At 74.3% G+C, this 17,834-nt stretch carries 17 protein-coding genes; 5 read left to right on the top strand and 12 right to left on the bottom strand.

Annotation, left to right across the window (positions count from 1 at the left end):
- The first annotated feature begins 2 nt into the window (after positions 1-2).
- Both BN2279_RS12535 and BN2279_RS12540 read left to right on the top strand, forming a co-directional pair.
- Positions 3-950, top strand: a complete 948-nt coding sequence (locus tag BN2279_RS12535; RefSeq protein ID WP_079032112.1) for a sugar ABC transporter permease — start codon at positions 3-5, stop codon at positions 948-950.
- 44 nt (positions 951-994) lie between these two features.
- Entirely contained in the window at positions 995-2,671 is a 1,677-nt protein-coding gene (locus tag BN2279_RS12540) for a glycoside hydrolase family 13 protein (protein ID WP_059008924.1), read from the top strand.
- 52 nt (positions 2,672-2,723) lie between these two features.
- Here the strand turns inward: BN2279_RS12540 and BN2279_RS12545 are convergent, their stop codons facing one another.
- The 7 genes from BN2279_RS12545 to glnII all read right to left on the bottom strand — a co-directional run bounded on the left by BN2279_RS12545 (position 2,724) and on the right by glnII (position 9,354).
- On the bottom strand, positions 2,724-3,467 hold the full coding sequence (locus BN2279_RS12545; protein WP_059008926.1) for a peptidoglycan recognition protein family protein: 744 nt from the start codon (positions 3,465-3,467) through the stop codon (positions 2,724-2,726).
- A complete protein-coding gene (locus BN2279_RS12550; protein WP_104531017.1) occupies positions 3,467-3,712 on the bottom strand; it encodes a hypothetical protein in 246 nt (81 codons plus the stop codon). Before BN2279_RS12550 ends, BN2279_RS12545 begins: the two co-directional genes overlap by 1 nt.
- A gap of 183 nt (positions 3,713-3,895) precedes the next feature.
- Positions 3,896-4,951 (bottom strand): hypothetical protein, encoded by a 1,056-nt coding sequence (locus tag BN2279_RS29340; RefSeq protein WP_059008927.1) that lies wholly within the window; start codon positions 4,949-4,951, stop codon positions 3,896-3,898.
- Positions 4,888-6,030 (bottom strand): hypothetical protein, encoded by a 1,143-nt coding sequence (locus tag BN2279_RS12560; protein WP_059008929.1) that lies wholly within the window; start codon positions 6,028-6,030, stop codon positions 4,888-4,890. The genes BN2279_RS29340 and BN2279_RS12560 overlap by 64 nt, the downstream gene beginning before the upstream one ends.
- Positions 6,031-6,107: 77 nt before the next feature.
- A complete protein-coding gene (locus tag BN2279_RS12565) occupies positions 6,108-6,770 on the bottom strand; it encodes a response regulator transcription factor (RefSeq protein ID WP_059008931.1) in 663 nt (220 codons plus the stop codon).
- 61 nt (positions 6,771-6,831) lie between these two features.
- Positions 6,832-8,121 (bottom strand): sensor histidine kinase, encoded by a 1,290-nt coding sequence (locus tag BN2279_RS12570; protein ID WP_059009628.1) that lies wholly within the window; start codon positions 8,119-8,121, stop codon positions 6,832-6,834.
- A gap of 210 nt (positions 8,122-8,331) precedes the next feature.
- On the bottom strand, positions 8,332-9,354 hold the full coding sequence (glnII, locus tag BN2279_RS12575; protein WP_059008934.1) for a glutamine synthetase: 1,023 nt from the start codon (positions 9,352-9,354) through the stop codon (positions 8,332-8,334).
- Positions 9,355-9,535: 181 nt separating this feature from the next.
- On the opposite strand from glnII, the gene BN2279_RS12580 reads away from it, so the two are divergent.
- Complete coding sequence (locus BN2279_RS12580) at positions 9,536-10,423, top strand: Gfo/Idh/MocA family protein (protein ID WP_059008935.1); 888 nt, start codon at positions 9,536-9,538, stop codon at positions 10,421-10,423.
- A gap of 97 nt (positions 10,424-10,520) precedes the next feature.
- Here BN2279_RS12580 and BN2279_RS12585 read toward each other — a convergent pair whose 3' ends face one another.
- The 3 genes from BN2279_RS12585 to BN2279_RS12595 all read right to left on the bottom strand — a co-directional run bounded on the left by BN2279_RS12585 (position 10,521) and on the right by BN2279_RS12595 (position 12,383).
- Positions 10,521-10,919 carry a DUF2795 domain-containing protein gene (locus BN2279_RS12585; protein WP_059008937.1) on the bottom strand — a complete coding sequence of 133 codons (399 nt, stop codon included), beginning with the start codon at positions 10,917-10,919 and terminating at the stop codon, positions 10,521-10,523.
- Between the two features lie 172 nt (positions 10,920-11,091).
- The gene (locus BN2279_RS12590; RefSeq protein WP_059008939.1) at positions 11,092-11,751 is read right to left on the bottom strand and encodes a TetR/AcrR family transcriptional regulator; all 660 of its coding nucleotides are present in this window, start codon (positions 11,749-11,751) and stop codon (positions 11,092-11,094) included.
- A gap of 95 nt (positions 11,752-11,846) precedes the next feature.
- Positions 11,847-12,383, bottom strand: coding sequence for a hypothetical protein (locus BN2279_RS12595; RefSeq protein ID WP_059008941.1), 537 nt, complete (start codon positions 12,381-12,383; stop codon positions 11,847-11,849).
- A 111-nt stretch (positions 12,384-12,494) separates the two neighbouring features.
- Between BN2279_RS12595 and BN2279_RS12600 the strand changes: the two genes are divergently transcribed.
- Entirely contained in the window at positions 12,495-12,959 is a 465-nt protein-coding gene (locus BN2279_RS12600) for an SPW repeat protein (RefSeq protein ID WP_059008943.1), read from the top strand.
- A gap of 63 nt (positions 12,960-13,022) precedes the next feature.
- On the opposite strand, the gene rsgA is transcribed toward BN2279_RS12600, so the two are convergent.
- A complete protein-coding gene (gene rsgA, locus BN2279_RS12605) occupies positions 13,023-14,099 on the bottom strand; it encodes a ribosome small subunit-dependent GTPase A (protein WP_059008945.1) in 1,077 nt (358 codons plus the stop codon).
- Between the two features lie 206 nt (positions 14,100-14,305).
- Positions 14,306-15,568: a PucR family transcriptional regulator gene (locus BN2279_RS12610; RefSeq protein ID WP_059008948.1), complete on the bottom strand. Its 1,263-nt coding sequence runs from the start codon at positions 15,566-15,568 to the stop codon at positions 14,306-14,308.
- Between the two features lie 129 nt (positions 15,569-15,697).
- Between BN2279_RS12610 and BN2279_RS12615 the strand changes: the two genes are divergently transcribed.
- Complete coding sequence (locus BN2279_RS12615; protein ID WP_059008950.1) at positions 15,698-17,311, top strand: aldehyde dehydrogenase family protein; 1,614 nt, start codon at positions 15,698-15,700, stop codon at positions 17,309-17,311.
- Positions 17,312-17,834 lie beyond the last annotated feature (523 nt).

The following is a 17,834-nucleotide window of genomic DNA, read 5'->3' on the forward strand; positions in this document are numbered from 1 at the left end:
CGATGGCTACCGACACGACGCCGGTGAGCGGACCGGCCGAGCAGGCCCCGCGTCCGGCGCCGGCCTCCGTGCCCGGCGCGGGGCTGCGCGCGACCGCCCGGCCGCCGGGGAAGAAGGTCCGGCGGCGCGGCGAACGGAGCCGGGCCGCCTCCATCGGCCTGCACGCGGCCCTGCTGACCGCCGCCGTGATCGCGGTCTTCCCGCCGTTCTGGCTGCTGGTCACCTCGTTCAAGCCGAAGACCGACACGTTCACCCGGTCACTGGTCTCGGGCTTCACGCTCGACAACTACGACCACGTGCTCAACGACACCGAGTTCCTCACCTGGTTCGGCAACTCGGTGCTGATCGTGGTGACGACGACCATCATCGGCGTGCTCATCTCCTCCACCACCGGGTACGCGCTCAGCCGCTTCCGGTTCCCCGGCATGCGCCCGCTGATGTGGGTCCTGCTCATCACCCAGATGTTCCCGGTGGCCGTGCTGATCGTGCCGCTGTACAACCTCATGTCGCGCTACGGGCTGCTGAACCAGCCGGTGTCGCTGATCGTCACCTATCTGACGATCGCGGTGCCGTTCTGCGCCTGGATGATGAAGGGGTTCTTCGACACCATCCCGGTGTCGATCGACGAGTCCGGGCGGGTCGACGGCCTCAACCCGTTCGGCACGTTCTGGCGGTTGATCATGCCGCTGGCCCGGCCCGGCATCGCGGTGACCGGGTTCTACACGTTCGTCACCGCGTGGGCCGAAGTCGCCTACGCCACGGCGTTCATGACCGGCGAGGAGAACCTCACCCTCGCCGGCGGTCTCCAGACCTTCGTCAACCAGCACACCCAGGACTGGCACTTGATGACCGCCGCCGCGGTGCTCATCGCCGTGCCCGCCACACTGGTCTTCGGATACGCCCAACGGCACCTCCAGTCGGGACTCACGGCCGGCGCGACCAAGGCATGACTTCGGGCTCCTACGTTTCCACGCCTCAGAATTCCAGGGACGACATGACGCAGCATCTCGCTGACCGCACCCACCCGAGCGGCGAACCCTCCGGGACGGCCGGCGGCGGCCGGCCGGACTGGTGGCGCCACGCGGTCATCTACCAGGTCTATCCGCGCTCGTTCGCCGACGGCAACGGCGACGGCATGGGCGATCTGCCCGGCATCCGCGCCCGGCTCCCGTACCTGGCCGAACTCGGCGTGGACGCGGTGTGGCTGAGCCCGTTCTACGCCTCCCCACAGGCCGACGCGGGCTACGACGTGGCGGACTACCGCGCCATCGACCCGATGTTCGGGGACCTGCACGACGCCGACGCCCTGATCCGCGACGCCCACGACCTGGGCCTGCGGATCATCGTGGACCTGGTGCCGAACCACTCCTCCGACCAGCACGAGTGGTTCCAGCGGGCGTTGCGGCAAGGCCCAGGCACCCCGCTGCGGGACCGCTACCACTTCCGCCCCGGCAAGGGCGAGCACGGTGAACTGCCGCCCAACGACTGGGAGTCCATCTTCGGCGGGTCCGCCTGGACCCGGGTGGCCAACCCCGACGGCTCCCCCGGCGAGTGGTATCTGCACCTGTTCGCGCCCCAGCAGCCGGACTTCAACTGGAACAACCAGGCCGTCCGCGACGAGTTCCGCTCGCTGCTGCGCTTCTGGCTCGACATGGGGGTGGACGGTTTCCGTATCGATGTCGCCCACGGCATGGTCAAGGCCGAGGGCCTGCCCGACATGGGCTCCACCGGGCAACTCCGGCTGCTGGGCGCCCAGGTGCTGCCGTTCTTCGACCAGGACGGGGTGCACGAGATCTACCGCTCCTGGCGCCGCATCCTCGACGAGTACCCGGGGCAGCGCATCGGCGTGGCCGAGGCGTGGACACCCACCGCGGACCGCACCGCGCTGTACGTGCGCCCCGACGAGCTGCACCAGGCGTTCAACTTCCACTACCTGAACACCCCGTGGGACGCGGACGCGCTGCGCCGCGTCATCGACGGCTCGCTCGACTCGATGCGGCCGGTCGGCGCCCCCTCCACCTGGGTGCTGTCCAACCACGACGTGGTACGCCACCTCACCCGCCTCGGCGGCGGCCTGGCCCGCGCCCGCGCCGCGACCCTGCTGATGCTGGCCCTGCCCGGCTCCGCCTACATCTACCAGGGCGAGGAGCTGGGCCTGCCGGAGGTCACCGACCTGCCCGACGAGGTTCGGCAGGACCCGGCGTTCTTCCGGCGCGGCACCGGCGACGACGCGGCGGACGGCCAGGAAGGGCTGCGCGACGGCTGCCGGGTGCCGATCCCGTGGACGGCCGAGGGCGCCTCCTTCGGCTTCGGCGACAACGGGAGCTGGCTGCCGCAACCCCCCGGCTGGGGCAAGCTGTCGGTCGCCGAGCAGACCGGCGACCCGTCCTCCACGCTCGCGCTGTACCGCGCCGCGCTGGCCGCGCGCCGCGCGCACCCCGCGCTCGGGGCGGGCGACAGCGTCACATGGCTGCCGGCTCCGGCGGGCGTGCTCGCGTTCCGCCGGGAAGGCGCGGACGGTTCCTGGGTGATCTGCGCGGTCAACACCACGGACACGCCGGTGGCCGTCGCGGACCTGCTTCCGCGCACGGGACAACTCCTGCTCGCCAGCACCCACTTCGCCGGGGGCGACGTCCTGCCCGCCGACACCACGGTGTGGTGGCGCGACTGACCGGCCCCGCGCCCGCCGTCCCCCGGCGAAAGCCGGGGACGGCGGGCCCCGGCTAGACGTCCCAGGACGCGCGCCAGGTCGCCGGGCCGACGGCGCCGTCCACGGTCAGGCTCCTGATCCGCTGGAACTCCTGGCACACGGCCTTCGACTCCGGCCCGTACCGCCCGTCCACGCCGATCGTCCAGCCGATGGCCCGCATCCGCTGCTGCCAGGTGGTCACGCTCGCGTGGGTGGTGACGGGCGGATACACGAAGGTGACCCCGGGCCAGGCGGGCGCGTTGCCCGTCGCCGGTTCCAGGGCGCCGCTCGTGACATACGCCGAGAGCTGCCCCGGGCAGGCGGTGGGCAGATGGTCCAGATGCCGGTTGACGCCGGTGCCCGCGCCGCCCGACCGGCGCAGGTTCCAGACGGACCAGCGGAACGCGTCGAGGAGTTGAGCGGTCACCGCGTCGTACGTGCCGGACGCGCCGCCGACCAGGCCGCACACGGCGTACCAGTCCTGGTTGCCGGAGGTGGTGCCGTTGGCGGCCGTCCGGATGCCGGGGCCGCGGCCCTCGAAGACATGACCGTGCCCGCACGTCAGGTACGTGTAGGCGATGTCGTCCCAGCCGTTGGTGTCCATGTGGTGGTTCTGGATGCCGCGCACCTGGCCCGCGCAGTCGGCGTGGTCGGCCCGGGCCACCGGGACGCCGTCCACGTAGTGGACCGTCACCCCGCCGTTCTGCGGTGTGATGCTGGTGCTGCGGGCCCGGGGCGCGCGGGCGCCCCACTGGGAGCGGGAGACGAAGAGGGCCATCAGGCCCCTCCCCGCGGCAGGCCGCACGCCACGCTCGCGTTGAGCGGCTCGCCGGACCGGCCGGAGCCGAACTCGGCGCCGGGGTGCTCGGGGAACGTCACGACGGGAAGCTCGCGGGGCGGGCCGGTGGCCGAGGCCCGGCCGGAGCAGATGACGGGCAGCGCGGCGGCGCCACCGGCCGCCGCCACCAGGAAGCCGCGCCGGGACGGCGGGTCGCCCGCCGGATTCGCTGACGAGAGGGACAAGACTCCTCCTGCGCGTCGCTGTGGGGGACAGGCGAACCGACCCTTCGCCCCCACAGGCTCCCCGGCCGGGCACCGCGCCAAACTACGCGCGTCACCCCAAGAGGCGCCCGGCGCACGGCCGTTGAGTGCACCGCCGTCGAGCACACGGCCGCTGAGCACACGGCCGCGCGGCCCGGCGCCCGCTCAGCCGAGCATCGCCAGCCCGCCGCCGCCCGCCGGCCCCGCCGTGAGGCCCGCCTCGGCGCCCCCCTCGGCGGGCAGGGCCGCCGTGCTGCCCCCCGCCCCCCCGGTGACACCGCCGGACGCGGTGATCCCGGCGACGTGCTCGCTGCCGGCCGCCCGCAGATACCAGGAGTCGGCCGGTGACCGCCACCTCACGCCGCTGAGCACCGCGGGGAAGCGGAGACCGCACGACGGGTTGTCCTCGGCGGTCGCCGTCACCACGCCCGGCTCGTCCGGCGTCGTCGGCGGCGGCAGGAACTGCGTCATCGTGCGGCTGCCCGCGCCCCGCCAGGTCTCGGTCCTGGTGCACATCCACTCGGCGGTGCCCGCGCCGTCCGGCAGGCTCTGCTCGGCGAAGTTCCAGGCGTTCACGGCCCGTACCCCGCCGCCGCCGACCGCGGGCAGGTGGCAGGCGATCCGCGCCCACCGGTCCCGCGCCTCGGTCGCCCCCGCGATGCCCGCCCGGTCGCCGGGCTCGCCGTGCGTCAGCAGCGCGGGCGTCAACTCGCCCAGATCGGCCAGCAGATACGGCCGGTCCGCGCCCTGCGCGGTGATCTCCAGCGCCTGGAACTCCGCGCACTCCTCGGCACCCGCCGTGGTCCGCACCGCGTCCGTCACACCGTCCTCGCCCACCCCGAGGGCGACCGCCTCCGCGTCCGGGTCGGTCAGGTCGGACGTGGCCGCCCCGCTCACCCACGGCGCCGTCAGGAAACGGGTGTTGCCGTCGCCCCGCGCGATCACCACGGCCGAGGCGCCGATCAGGACCGCGCCGTCCACCCGGGCGAAGTCCAGCACCACCTCGCCGCCCCCGGCCCCGGACGGCTCGGCGTACCGCACCAGCCGCAGCCCGTCGTACAGCAGCACCACCGACGCGCCGCCCGCCTCCCCGGCGAACAGCAACTGCGCCGGGCCCGGGGCCGGTCCGCTCTGCGTGCCGGGCGTCGCGGAGACCGTCACGTCCTCGCCCGGCCTGGCCCAGACCGCCAGCGCCCGGCGCAGCAGCGCGGTGTCGTCCACGGCGGAACCGCGGGCGGGCCAGACGGAGAAGTCGGTGCGCGACGACTGCCGTACTGGCGGCGCCGCAGCAGGTCGGTCGGGTGGGCTCGAAGGTCGCAGGGGTCCGGCAGCGGGGCGGCGCCGGTCACCGTGGCGGCGGCCCGCAGCGCGGCCCGGACGTGCCGCGCGTGCCGCCCCGCCGCGCCGCGGGCAGCGCGGGGGGCGGCGGTGACCAGCGCCTGCCGCCACACGTCGGCGGGGATGCGCCGCAGGCCCTGCGGGTCGAGGGCCGCCTCGGCGGCGGCGTTCTCCGCATAGGGCGGCGCGGCGGCGCCGTCCGGGCCCCAGCCGACGGGCAGGAACGCCAGCGCCCCGGCGGCGACCGCCAGCGCCACCGAGCCGAACAGCGCGGTCCTGCCGTACTGGCGGCGCCGCAGCAGGTCGGGCGGGTGGGCTCGAAGGTCGCAGGGGTCCGGCAGCGGGGCGGTGCCGGTCACCGTGTCGGCGGCCCGCAGCGCGGCCCGGACGTGCCGCTCGGACACCCCGGCCGTGGTGAGGACGCGGCGGATGACGGCGTTGTCCAGCCCGTCGAGGCGGCGCAGCGCGTACACGGCGCGGGCGGGCGCGGTGAGCCCGGACAGCTCCTTCTCCAGGGCGAGTTCGTCGGAACCGGCGGCCCGGGGGAGCAGCCGCAGCCCCAGCACGCGCGGCAGCAGCGGGGAGGTCCGGCGCAGCCGGGTCAGCTCCCGGCCGGCGAGGCGCGGCGGCCGGCCCGCCTCCAGCGCCCCGGCCACCACGCGCTGCCGCAGATAGGCGTAGCCGGAGTCGGGGACCTCGCCGTCCGGGCGCCGGTCGCCGCGCTGAGCGGGCAGTCCGGAGCCGTTCCGCTCCGCTTTCCGGCCGGGCAGGGCCCGTTGGGCGACGGCGTGTGCGCCGAGCACGCGGCGGTGGCGGCCGAGGGCGGGCGGAAGCACCACATAGGCGAGCCGGACCAGTCGCGCGTAGTGCTCGACGAGCGCCGCCTCGGCCTGATCGAGACCCGGGGTCCGGGGCTCCGAGGCCGGCTTCGCATGACGGGAGGAGACTTCGCTGGGAGACACATCCGGCAAAACGAGCCCTGCTCCGCCGGGTTACGCGCACCCGCGCGTGACCCGGCGCGGCGCGGGGGGTGCGGGGATCAGCGTTCGAGGTACGCCAGCACGGCCAGCACGCGGCGGTTGTCGTCGTCGGACGGCGGCAGGCCGAGCTTGGCGAAGATGTTGGAGGGGTGCTTGGCGACGGCCCGCTCGGTGACGACGAGCCGCTCGGCGATGGCCGCGTTCGAACGGCCCTGCGCCATCAGCTCGATCCCCTCCAGCTCGCGCGGGGTGAGCCGCTCCAGCGGCGAGTCGTGGGTGCGGCGGGCCAGGAGCTGCTGGAGGACCTGCGGGTCCATGGCGGTGCCGCCCGCCGCCACGCGCCGCACCGCGTCCACGAACTGCCCGGCGTCGAACACCCGGTCCTTCAGCAGATAGCCGACGCCGCCGGTGCCGTCCGCCAGCAGCTCGTGGGCGTAGAGGCGTTCGACGTGCTGGGAGAGCACCAGGACGGGCAGGCCCGGCCGTTCGCGGCGCGCGGTCAGGGCGCACTGGAGGCCCTCGTCGGTGAACGACGGCGGCAGCCGGACATCCACGACGGCGACGTCCGGCCGCAACTCGGCCAGGGCCTTGGACAGTTCGGGCCCGTTCTCCACGGCGGCGGCGATCTCGAAGTCGTGGGCGGCCAGCAGCCGCACCAGGCCGTCGCGCAGCAGGAACAGGTCTTCGGCGACGACGACGCGCGGGCGCCGGGGCTCGGTCATGGCGCCAGGGTAGGCCAGCCCGGCACGGCCGGCCGTCCGGTCCCGCGTGCCGGGTGTCGTCTCAGCGGGCGGGCGCCGGTGAGCAGGGGATCTCGATGGTGACGAGCGTGGGTCCGCCGGGCGGGCTGCTGACGGCGAGCACGCCGTCGAACGAGCCGAGCCTGCGTTCCAGACCCCGCAGCCCGCTGCCGGCCTCGGGGTCCGCGCCGCCGCGTCCGTTGTCGGTGATCGCGACGCGCAGGGTCCGGTCCTGGTGGCTGTAGTAGACGTCCAGCCACGCCTGACCGGCGGCGGAGTGCTTGGCGGCGTTGGTGAGGACCTCGCTGATCGCGAAGTACGCGGCGGACTCCACCGCCTCGTCCAGCCGCCCCGGCAGGTCGACGTCCACCTCGACCGGCAGCCGCATCCGCAGCGCCAGCGCGCGGACCGCGTCGCCCAGGCCGCGTTCGGCCAGCACCGGCGGGTGGATGCCGCGCACCAGATCGCGCAGCTCCGCCAGGGCCTCGGCCGAACTCTCCCGCGCCTGGGCCAGCAGCTTCTTCGCCTGCGCCGGGTCCTTCTCGATCAGCGCCTCGACGGCACCCAGGTTCATGCCCATGGCGACCAGCCGCGCCTGCGCGCCGTCGTGCAGGTCGCGTTCGATGCGCCGCAGTTCGGCCGCGGAGTCGTCCAGCGCGTCGTGCCGGGTCTCGGTCAGCCGGGCGACGCGCTGGGCCAGCAGTTCCTTCTCCGAGGCGCCGATCAGGACGCGCGCCAGCAGGAAGTGGACGCGGATCAGCCACGGGTTGACGGCCAGCGCGAGGACGGCGAAGCCGACGCCGGTCAGGGCGGCGAGGAAGGCGGTGGTCCAGTCCTGGACGGGGACGAAGGCGAACCAGTACGTCCCGCCCGCGTCCACGATCGGCCGCCAGACGCCGGCCGCCAGGACCAGCCCGAAGAGGAAGTAGCCGGGCAGGGCCCAGGGGAGCAGCGCCAGGACGAACCCGGCGACGGCGTCGGTGAGCAGCCACAGCAGGTCCCGCCAGGTCGCCGGGTCCTTCAGGAGGTGCACGCAGCGCTCGACCTGGCCCGCGATGCCGGGCCGCCGCGCGCCGGCGGCCGGGTACGGGCGGTAGCCGGCCGGGATGGCCATGCCCGCCCACTGCCGGGCGTAGAACCGGCGCTGGCCGGCGTGGGTGCGGACCGCGTCGGTGACGACGGGCGTGGTGAAGAGGCCGACGCCGATGGGGACGAGGCAGAGGGAGACCACGAGGAGGACGAACAGGACGAGCGAGATGCCCAGGGAGAGCAGCGAGAGCAGCAGCCCGCGGGCCGCCGCCAGCCCGGCGTCCCGTACACGGTGTCCGATCATGCGGCCCACTTCCACCCGTACCGTCCTTGCCCTCACAGTCTGCTGTGCGGACCAACCGCGCGTCACGGGGGCGGGCCGCCCGGTGGCGGTGTACCCAGGTACACCGAGGGCGCCCGGCCGGTCGCGGCACGGGCGCCCTCGGTGTCTCCCCGGAACGACGCCCGAGCTGCACCGGCCGTGGGCCGGGGAGACGATCGGACGGGGGCCGGGTCAGACCAGGCCGGCCGCTTCCAGCTTGGCGCAACAGGTGTCCACCAGCAGGCGGGTCACGACGTACGGGTCGCAGTTGGCGTTGGGGCGGCGGTCCTCGATGTACCCCTTCTTCTCCCGCTCGACCTGCCACGGGATGCGGACGGAGGCACCCCGGTTGGACACGCCGTAGCTGTACTGGTCCCAGGGCGCGGTCTCGTGGGCGCCGGTGAGGCGGTCCTCGACGCCCATGCCGTAGTTCTTGATGTGCTCCAGCGGCTTGCCCTCGTCGCCGAGCGCGTCGCAGGCGGTGATGATCGCGTCGTAGCCCTCGCGCATCGCCCTGGTGGAGAAGTTGGTGTGCGCGCCCGCGCCGTTCCAGTCGCCCTTGGCGGGCTTGGGGTCCAGGGTGGCGGAGATGCCGAAGTCCTCGGCGGTGCGGTACAGCAGCCAGCGAGCGATCCAGAGCTGGTCGGAGACCTCCAGCGGGGACAGCGGGCCGACCTGGAACTCCCACTGGCCGGGCATGACCTCGGCGTTGATGCCGGAGATGCCGAGACCGGCCTTCAGACAGTTGTCGAGGTGCGCCTCGACGACGTCGCGGCCGTAGATCTCGTCGGCGCCGACGCCGCAGTAGTAGCCGCCCTGCGGAGCCGGGAAGCCGTTCTCGGGGAAGCCGAGGGGGCGGGACCCCTTGAAGAAGGTGTACTCCTGCTCGATGCCGAAGATCGGCTCCTGGGCGGCGAAGCGCTCGGCCACCGGGCGCAGCAGGGCGCGGGTGTTGGAGACGTGCGGGGTGTCGTCGGCGACGTTGTAGACCTCGTTGAGGACCAGGATGTTGTCCCCGCCGCGGATCGGGTCCTTGAAGGAGGCGACCGGCTTGAGCACGCAGTCCGAGGCGTGGCCCTCGGCCTGGTTGGTGCTGGAACCGTCGAAGCCCCAGGTGGGCAGCTCGGTGGCGTCCGAGAGGATCTTGGTCTTCGAGCGCAGCTTGGCGGTGGGCTCGGTGCCGTCGATCCAGATGTACTCGGCCTTGATGGTCACGGTCGTGCTCCTCCAGGAGTCTTCGCGGGTGCGTGCGAACGCTGTCGTCACCCTCGCGACCAGCAGTTTCCCGCCCATTGCCCGTCTGTTAAGGCCCTGTGAACTACGTTTGGCGCCGAACCGTAGGCTGTTGTGCGGCGGCACGGCGTGACATCGGCAAGCGGCAGAGAGGCGACCGGCCATGAGAATCGGCCTGCTGGGAACCGGCCCCTGGGCCCGGCTCACCCACGGCCCGGCCCTGGTGGAGCACCCGGAGACGGAGCTGGCCGGCGTCTGGGGCCGGCGCCCCGAGGCGGCGGCGGAGCTGGCCGGACGGCTGAACACCCGGGTGTACGACGACGCCGACGCGCTGTTCGCGGATTGCGAGGCGGTGGCGTTCGCGCTGCCGCCGGACGTGCAGGCGCCGCTGGCGGCGCGGGCGGCGGCGGCCGGGGGCCATCTGCTGCTGGACAAGCCGGTCGCCACGTCGGTGCCGGCGGCCCGCGCGCTGGCGGACGCGGTGTCGGCGGCGGGGGGGGGGTCGGTGGTGTTCTTCACGCTGCGCTTCGCCCCCGAGTCGGCGGCGGGGGTGGCGGCGCAGAGCGCCACGGACGGCTGGGTGACGGGGCGGGCCGACTGGTTCTCGCCGGTCTTCGGCGGCTCCGCCAGCCGGTACCAGGACTCCCCGTGGCGGCGGGAGCGCGGCGCCCTGTGGGACCTCGGCCCTCACACGCTGTCCCTGATGCTGCCGCCCCTGGGCGACGTCGCCTCCGTCACGGCGGCGCGCGGCCCCGGTGACATGGTGCACCTGGCGCTGCGCCACGCGTCGGGGGCGTCGAGCACGATGACGCTGACGCACACGGTGCCGCCGCAGGCGTCGTCGGTGACGGCGGAGCTGCGCGGCGCGGCGGGCGTCACGACCCTGCCGGAGCGCGGCGAGGGCGGCGCGGTGGGCTCCCTGCTGCGCGCGCTGGACGCCCTGGTGGCCTCGGTCCGCACGGGCGAGCCCCACCCGTGCGACGTGCGGTTCGGCGTGCGCGTGACGGAGATCCTGGCCGCGGCGGAGGCCGCTCTCCCCGCGCCGGACTGACGGCGGCCGGCCGCCGTATACGACCCGCTCGCGCCCGTGACGGCGCACGCGCGGGGGCGGCGACCCGGTGTGGAAGGTCGCCGCCCCCGGGGCGGTGTCAGGCGCGCGGTTTGCGGCCGAGCGCGTCGGCCACCTCCTGCACGTTGGCGTAGGCGTGTCCGGGCGGCAGTTCCTCGACGGTTTCGACCAGCCGGTCGGGGGCGTGGGTCTCCGACAGGACGCTCAGCAGTTCCCCGCGCTCGGCGGGGAAGACGCTGCGCCGCAGGTGGCGGGCGAGCTCGAAGCGGAACGCCTCGTTCTCGGCCTCCTCCGTGGTCGTCGCGCCGCGCGGCGGGACCGGGCCGTCGACCAGATCGGGGTCGTCCTCGGCGGGCGGCTCCTGGTCGCGCCACTCCTCCGCCCGCGTCGGGTGATCACCGCGCAGCATGCCTTGCAGCTCGTGCTTCATGACGTCGTCGCGGTGGACGTTGAGACGGTCGCTGCCCCGCTGTTGCATGGCTTCCTCCTCGCGTCGGGAGCCTGTCGGGTACCCGCCCGGGCCGTGCCGACACGAGTGTGAGCGGTGACACGTTCGGAGTGTTCCTGTTTCGCTCCCGGGCCTCGGGGCACCCGCGTCTTCGGCCGAGCGAGCGGCCTCGCGGGGACGCGACGGCTCCGGGCGAGGGAAATCAGGGGTCCCGTCCCGGAGCCGGTCCTTTTCCGGAGCCGGCACCGGTATCGGTGCCGGCTCCGGAGTCCGCGTCCGGCCGGTGGGTGCCGATGAGCGAGTCGATGACCGAGTCCAGGTAGCGCCGGTCGTCCTCGCCGTGGGGCAGCAGGTCGGGGACGCTGTGCGCGAGGTGCGCCCGTCCCAGGTAGCCGGAGTACGCCTGGAGGCCGCGGTACCGGGCCTCCGTCTCGGACAGTCCCAGGTCGCGGAAGAGGCGGGACAGGCAGTCGAGCCGGTGGGTCGTGACCCGTTTGATCACCGCCGCCACCCGCGGGTGGTCGGCGTGGGCGAGCAGCGCCAGTTCGGTCGGGTCCCGCGCCGCGTCCCGGGTCACGCGGTGGTACAGCTCCCGGATCCGCGCCCGCGGGTCCGGCTCCGGGCCGACGGCGGCGGCGACCTCCTCGGTGCGCAGCCGTTCCCAGCGGGCGAGCGCGGCCTCGACGAGCGCCTCGCGGTTGGCGAAGTGCCAGTAGAAGCTGCCCTTGGTGGCTCCCAGGCGGGTGGCGATCGGCTCGATGGCGATGGCGTTGAGGCCGCCCCCTTCGCGCATGGCGGCGAGCGCGGCCTCGGCCCAGTCCGAGGCCGTCAACCGGCTCCGGGAACCCCGCTGTTGTGGCATGCCAGAACGCTAACGCACGGTATCCCCGTACGACGGCGTACGGACATGCCACGGGCACGTTCCGTAGCCGGATCTCCGGGCCGCCGCCCCGCCGTTCAGTCGTCGCGGGCGGCGGCGTCCGGTCCCTGGGAGCGCACGCGCTCCACCTGGGCGAGGGAGTCCCGCAGCTCGGTCAGCCAGTCGTCGGCGTTCCGGCGCACGAGGCGGACGCACCAGGCCAGCGCGTCGCTGCGGCTGCGGGCCACCCCGCCCGCGATGAGGGTGTCCAGGACCTGGCGCTCCGGCTGGCGCAGCCGGGTCATCACCGGGGCGGCGACATGGGTGAACAACGTCCGCTCCCCGCCGCACTCCACGCCCCAGGACACCTTCCGGCGGAAGCGGCGTTCGGCGGAGCGCGCCACGTGCGAGCGCTCGTCGCGGGTGCGGGAGCGGAACTCGGCGACCCGGCCCTCGCGGGCCGCCTCGCGTTCGACGGCGGAGGCGCCGGGGCTGACCTGGGGGTCGGGAATCCGCCCGATGACGGTGATCTCCTCGCGGTCGGCCGTCACCTCCACCAGCTCGGTGAAGAGCCCGTCGGGGAGCCGCCCGGCGACCCAGCCGCGCAGCTCGTCTCTTTCTCTCTCAGTAAGCATGTAATGAAGATTACCAGTTGATCGGAGTTACTTTCCGGCGAAATACCCAAATGGGTCATAAAGGTGCATAGTGGAAAGTGCCCATGAACAGATCTAAGGAGGCAAGTCGCAATGACCGAGGTCTCACACCGCCGACGGGCGGACCTCGCTGGTCACCCCGATGAGATGGAGATGCGCGAGCGCTACTCGCGGATCCTGGGCGGGCGCGACGTGGTGTTCGTCGACGGACCGTTGTTCCTGGCCGGCCTGTGGGCCGCCATCTCTCCGTGGGCCGTGCACTTCCACGACAACCGCCCGGACCTCACCGTCAGCAATCTGATCGTGGGCATCGCCGTGGCCCTGCTCGCCCTGGGCTTCAGCCGCGCGCCCGAGCGCATGTACGGCATGAGCCACGCGCTGTGGGTGATGGGTGCCTGGCTCGCGGTCTCGCCGTGGGTCGTCGCCGACGATCCGGGCGCCCGGCTGATCGCCAGCAACCTCATCACCGGAGGTCTGATCTTCCTCCTCGGTCTCGCGGGAGCCCTGACCGCGATGAAGGCGGCCAAGAAGGCCAAGGGAGCCACACACAAGGCATGACGGCATGACCCCGTGACAGGTGAGGGGGCACCCGGCCCGGCCGGGTGCCCCCTCACCGCTGTCTCACCGCTGGCGTTCGCGGAAGCGGTACGTCGCCCGCTGGTGGCGGTGGATGGCCTTCCACCGTTCCGTGCGTTCGGCCCGGAGCCTGGCGTCGGTCCTGGCCGCCGCCCAGGCGTTCTCGCGCAGCAGCTTGCGGTAGCTCGTCAGCCGGCGCTCGGGCAGCTCGCCCGACGCGATCGCCGCCAGCACCGCGCAGCCCGGCTCCGCCTCGTGGGCGCAGTCCGCGAACCGGCAGTCACCGGCCAGTTCCTCGATCTCGGCGAACACCTGCTCGATGCCGTCCGCCGCGTCGTGCAGTCCGACGCCGCGCAGCCCGGGGGTGTCGATGAGGACGCCCCCGCCCGGCAGCGGGAGCAGTTCGCGCCGCACGGTGGTGTGCCGGCCCTTGCCGTCCCGGTCGCGGACCTCGCCGGTGGCGAGGGTCCCGCCGCCGAGCAGCGCGTTGCCGAGGGTCGACTTCCCCGCGCCCGACGCGCCGAGCAGCACGACGGTGCCGGTGAGCAGGGCGGCGAGCGCGTCCATGCCCTCGCCGGTGACCGCGCTGGTGGCCACCACCTCGACGCCGGGAGCCGCCGCGGCGGCCTCGGCGATCGCCTCGGCCGGATCGGCCGCCTGGTCGGTCTTGGTCAGCACCACGACGGGACGGGCACCGCTCTCCCAGGCGAGGGCGAGCAGCCGTTCCAGCCGCCCGGCGTCGAGCGGCACGGCCAGCGAGACGGCGACCACGACGGTGTCCACGTTGGCCGCGAGGACCTGGCCGTGGGAGTCCCGGGCGGCGCTGGAACGGACGATCGCCGTGCGGCGCGGCAGCAGCGCCACCAGCCGCGGTTCGCGCCCCGCCGTACCGGGGTCGAGGGCGGCCCAGTCGCCGGTGCACGCGGCGAGCCCGGCGGTCGCGGCCCGCAGCGGGCCGTCGTCGGTGACCGCGTCGCACAGACCGCGGTCCACGCCCGTGATCCGGGCCGGTACGAGGCCGGCGGCGCGGTGGGGAGCGAACTCGCTCTCCAGGACGTCGTCCCAGCCGTGGACGGACAGCGGAGAGGAAGAAGAAGAGGGGGATGAAGACGGAGAACTCAAGGTGAGAGACCCTTTGGGAAAAGGGGCCCCGAGAACAGGACGTGGAGTGTCAGACCGGGGCCCGGGACGTGAGGATGGTCCGGGCGCTGCGCGAGGCAGCGGTCTTCTCGACAGCCATCAAACTCACCTCCTGGGTCTCAACCGGCGGCCCTGTGCCACACGTTCGGCCCACCCTACCACGCACGGCCCCACCCGCTCCCAGGCGGTCACCCCCGGTCCGCCGGGCCCGGCGGCGGCAGCGCGCGGTCGCCGAGGCGGTGGACCAGCTCCAGCGCCAGGGACAGCGCCAGGCGCCGCTCGGCGACCGGATGGCCGAGCAGCGCCTCGGCCCGCGCGACGCGATGCAGCACCGTGTTCCGGTGGGTGAGCAGCCGCTGCGCCGCGCGCGGCGCGTTGCCGCCCTCCTCCAGGTACACCCGGACGGTGTCCCGCAGCGGCCCCAGCGCCGGGTCCTGGCCGCTGAGCGGGCCGAGCGCGGAGGCGACGAACTCCCGCATCTGCTCCTCGTCCCGGCCGACCAGCGCGGCCACCTCGACCTCGTGATGGGCCGTCAGCCGCTGCCCGCCCGGCACGCCCGCCAGCAGCCGCTGGGCCGCCACCGCGGCGGCGTGGCTGCGGCGGAAGCCCGCGATCCCGGCGCGCGGCGGGCCGAGCACCACCCGGACCTCCGGCGGCGCCGCCTCCTCCAGCGCGGCGCGCAGCGCCGCCCAGTCCGGGTCCTCGCGGACCGCGATCCACGCCCACAGCGCCGACGCCCCGGCGGGCAGCATCAGCGGGCGCCGCGCGTGCGCGGCGACGGCCAGCGCGGTCGCGGCCTGCTCCAGGACGCCGTGCGCGTCGCCGGGCGGCTCGGTCCACAGCACCGCCGCGAGGTGGCGGGCCGCGAGGTCGTGGTCCAGCCGCCGCCCGGCCCGTTCGGCGCTGATGGGCGCGCCGTCCAGGAGCAGCCGCACGGTCTCGGCGCGCCGCGCCAGCGCGCCGGTCAGCAGCCCCGCCCGCTCCTCCTCCATCCGGGCCAGCACCGCGCCCAGCATGTCGTCCACATAGCCGAACATCAGCGCGGACGACGCCTGGAGCAGGTCCACCAGCGCCCCCCGGTCCTCCACGGTGGCCACCGCGACGTCCATCCACTGCCGCCACGCCACATACACCCCGGCCCGGTACGACTGGACCAGCGCCTGAAGATCGACCCCGCGCCGCAGCAGCGTCCGCGCCAGGTCCAGGGTCTCCGGCAGCGGGTCGTCGGACGGCTGCTCGCCGGGGTGGCGCCGCATCGCGGTCAGCCAGCGCAGCACGTTGGCCCGGCTGCTGGCCCGGCTCTCCGCCGCCAGCGTCGGATCGTCGGCCAGCACCGGCGCGACCTTGAAGATCGCCCGGTCGATCTCGGGCAGCAGGGCGTCCACGTCGTCGAGGATCTGACCGGCGACGCGCTCGATCAGCACGGCCGTCGCCGGAGCCGTCGGCTCCATGCCCGAACGGTACGGCCGCGCCTTCCCGCCCGCACAACGGGCCCCCCGCTTCCTGGGCGACCGCCCATCGCGCGACCGGACCACCTGGCTCTACCGTTACGGCATTCTCCGGCGGACAAGGGAGTTGCCGTGACCGATCTGGACGTGCTCGACCTGGACCTCACCGTGCTGCGGGCCCACGCCCGTGACTGGATCACCACCCCGACGGCCGACAAGCGGCGGCTGCTGCGCACTGTGTACGAGGCCACCGCCGAGGTCGCCGAGGAGTGGGTGGCCGCCTCCTGCCGGGGCAAGGGCATCGACCCCGGCAGCCCGGCGGCGGGGGAGGAGTGGATGAGCGGGCCGTACGCGCTGCTCGCCGCCGTCGCCGCGCTGGAGCAGACGCTGTTCCGGCTGGAGACCGGCCGCAGCCCGCTGGACGACGCCAAGCTCCGCCAACTCCCCGACGGGCGGGTCGCGGTGCGCGTCTTCCCGTTCACCGCACGGGACTTGACGCTGCTCGGCTACAGCGGCGAGGTGTGGCTGCGGCCCGGCGTCACCGCCGAACAGGCCGCCGGGGCGGCCGGCGCCGCGCTGCGCGACCGGGGCCGGGCCGGCGAGGTGGGGCTCGTGCTGGGCGCGGGCAACGTCAACTCCATCCCCCCGCTGGACGCGCTGGCCAAGCTGTACCAGGACGGCGCGGTCGTGATGATCAAGCTCAACCCGGTCAACGACTACCTCGCGCCGATCCTCGCCCGCGTCTTCGCGGCCTTCACCGAACGCGGGTTCGTCCGCATCACCACGGGCGGCGCGGAGACCGGCGCCCGCCTCGTCGGCCACCCGGACGTGGACACCATCCACATCACCGGCAGCCGCCAGACGCACGACGCGATCGTCTTCGGCCCCGGCACCCCGGAGCCGGGCACGCCCCGGACCCCGCTGATCGACAAGCCCATCACCAGCGAACTCGGCGGCGTCGGCCCGGTCGTCGTCCTGCCCGGCCGGTGGAGCGACGCCACGCTGCGGCGGCAGGCGCGGCACGTGGCGACCCAGCGGCTGCACAACTCCGGCTTCAACTGCATCGCCTCCCAGATCCTGGTCCTGCCCGAACGGTGGCCGCAGGCCGACCGGTTCCTCGACCACCTGCGCCACGCGCTGCGCGACGCCCCCGCCCGGCCCGGCTACTACCCCGGGGCCGCCGACCGGCAGCGCGCCGCCGTCGAAACCCACCCCGGCGCCGAGCTGTTCGGCGGCGACCCGGCCGTGCGCCGGACCCTGCTGCCCCGCCTGGACGCCACCGACCCGGACGAACCGGCGTTCTCCACCGAGTACTTCGGCCCGGTGCTCGGCGTCACCCGGCTGCCCGGCGCCACCGCCGGCGAATTCCTCGACAACGCCGTGGACTTCTGCAACGACCGGCTCTACGGCACTCTGGGCGCCGGGCTCATCGCCGACCCCGCCACGCTCCGTTCGCTGGGCAGCGGCCTCGACGCGGCCGTCTCCCGCCTGCGGTACGGCACCGTCGCCGTCAACTGCTGGGTCGGCGTGGGCTATGCCCTGCCCCGCGCCACCTGGGGCGCCTACCCTGGCCACGACATCCACGACGTCGGCAGCGGCATCGGCGTCGTCCACAACGCCCTGCTGCTCGACCCCGAGCAGGTCGAACGCACCGTCGTGCGGGGCCCGTTCCACCCCCTGCCCCGCGCGACTGCGACATACGGCTTCTACACTCTCCTCCTCGGCGTCGGCACCAGATGGGTATAAGAAACCCCAACCCCACCTCGATCCCCGCCGCCCAGGACGCCGCGAAGGCACTGGCCGCGTCGGTCGGCGGCTACCCGTTCAGCTTCCTCAGCGAGGTCGCCGACATCCCGGTGACCGCCCACTTCCTCGGCGGCTGCGTCATCGGCGACAGCCCCGAGCACGGCGTCGTCGATCCCTACCACCGCCTCTACGGCCACCCCGGCATCAGCGTCGTGGACGGCGCCGCCGTCTCCGCCAACCTCGGCGTCAACCCCGCCCTCACCATCACCGCGCAGGCCGAACGCGCCATGGCGATGTGGCCCAACAAGGGCGAGCCCGACCCGCGCCCCGCGCAACACCAGCCGTACCGCCGCGTCCCGGCCGTGCCGCCGGCCCACCCCGCCGTCCCGGCCACCGCCTTCGGCGCGCTGCGCCTGCCGCTGCTGCCCGTCCCGGCGGTTCCCCCCGTCCCGGGCCCGCGCCCGGCCGAGCCGGGACCCGTCCCGGCTCTTATACACCTCTCCGAGCCCACGAGACAGGCAGA

Origin of the sequence: Streptomyces specialis (genome assembly GCF_001493375.1) — a bacterium.
Taxonomy (GTDB): Bacteria; Actinomycetota; Actinomycetes; order Streptomycetales; family Streptomycetaceae; genus Streptomyces; species Streptomyces specialis.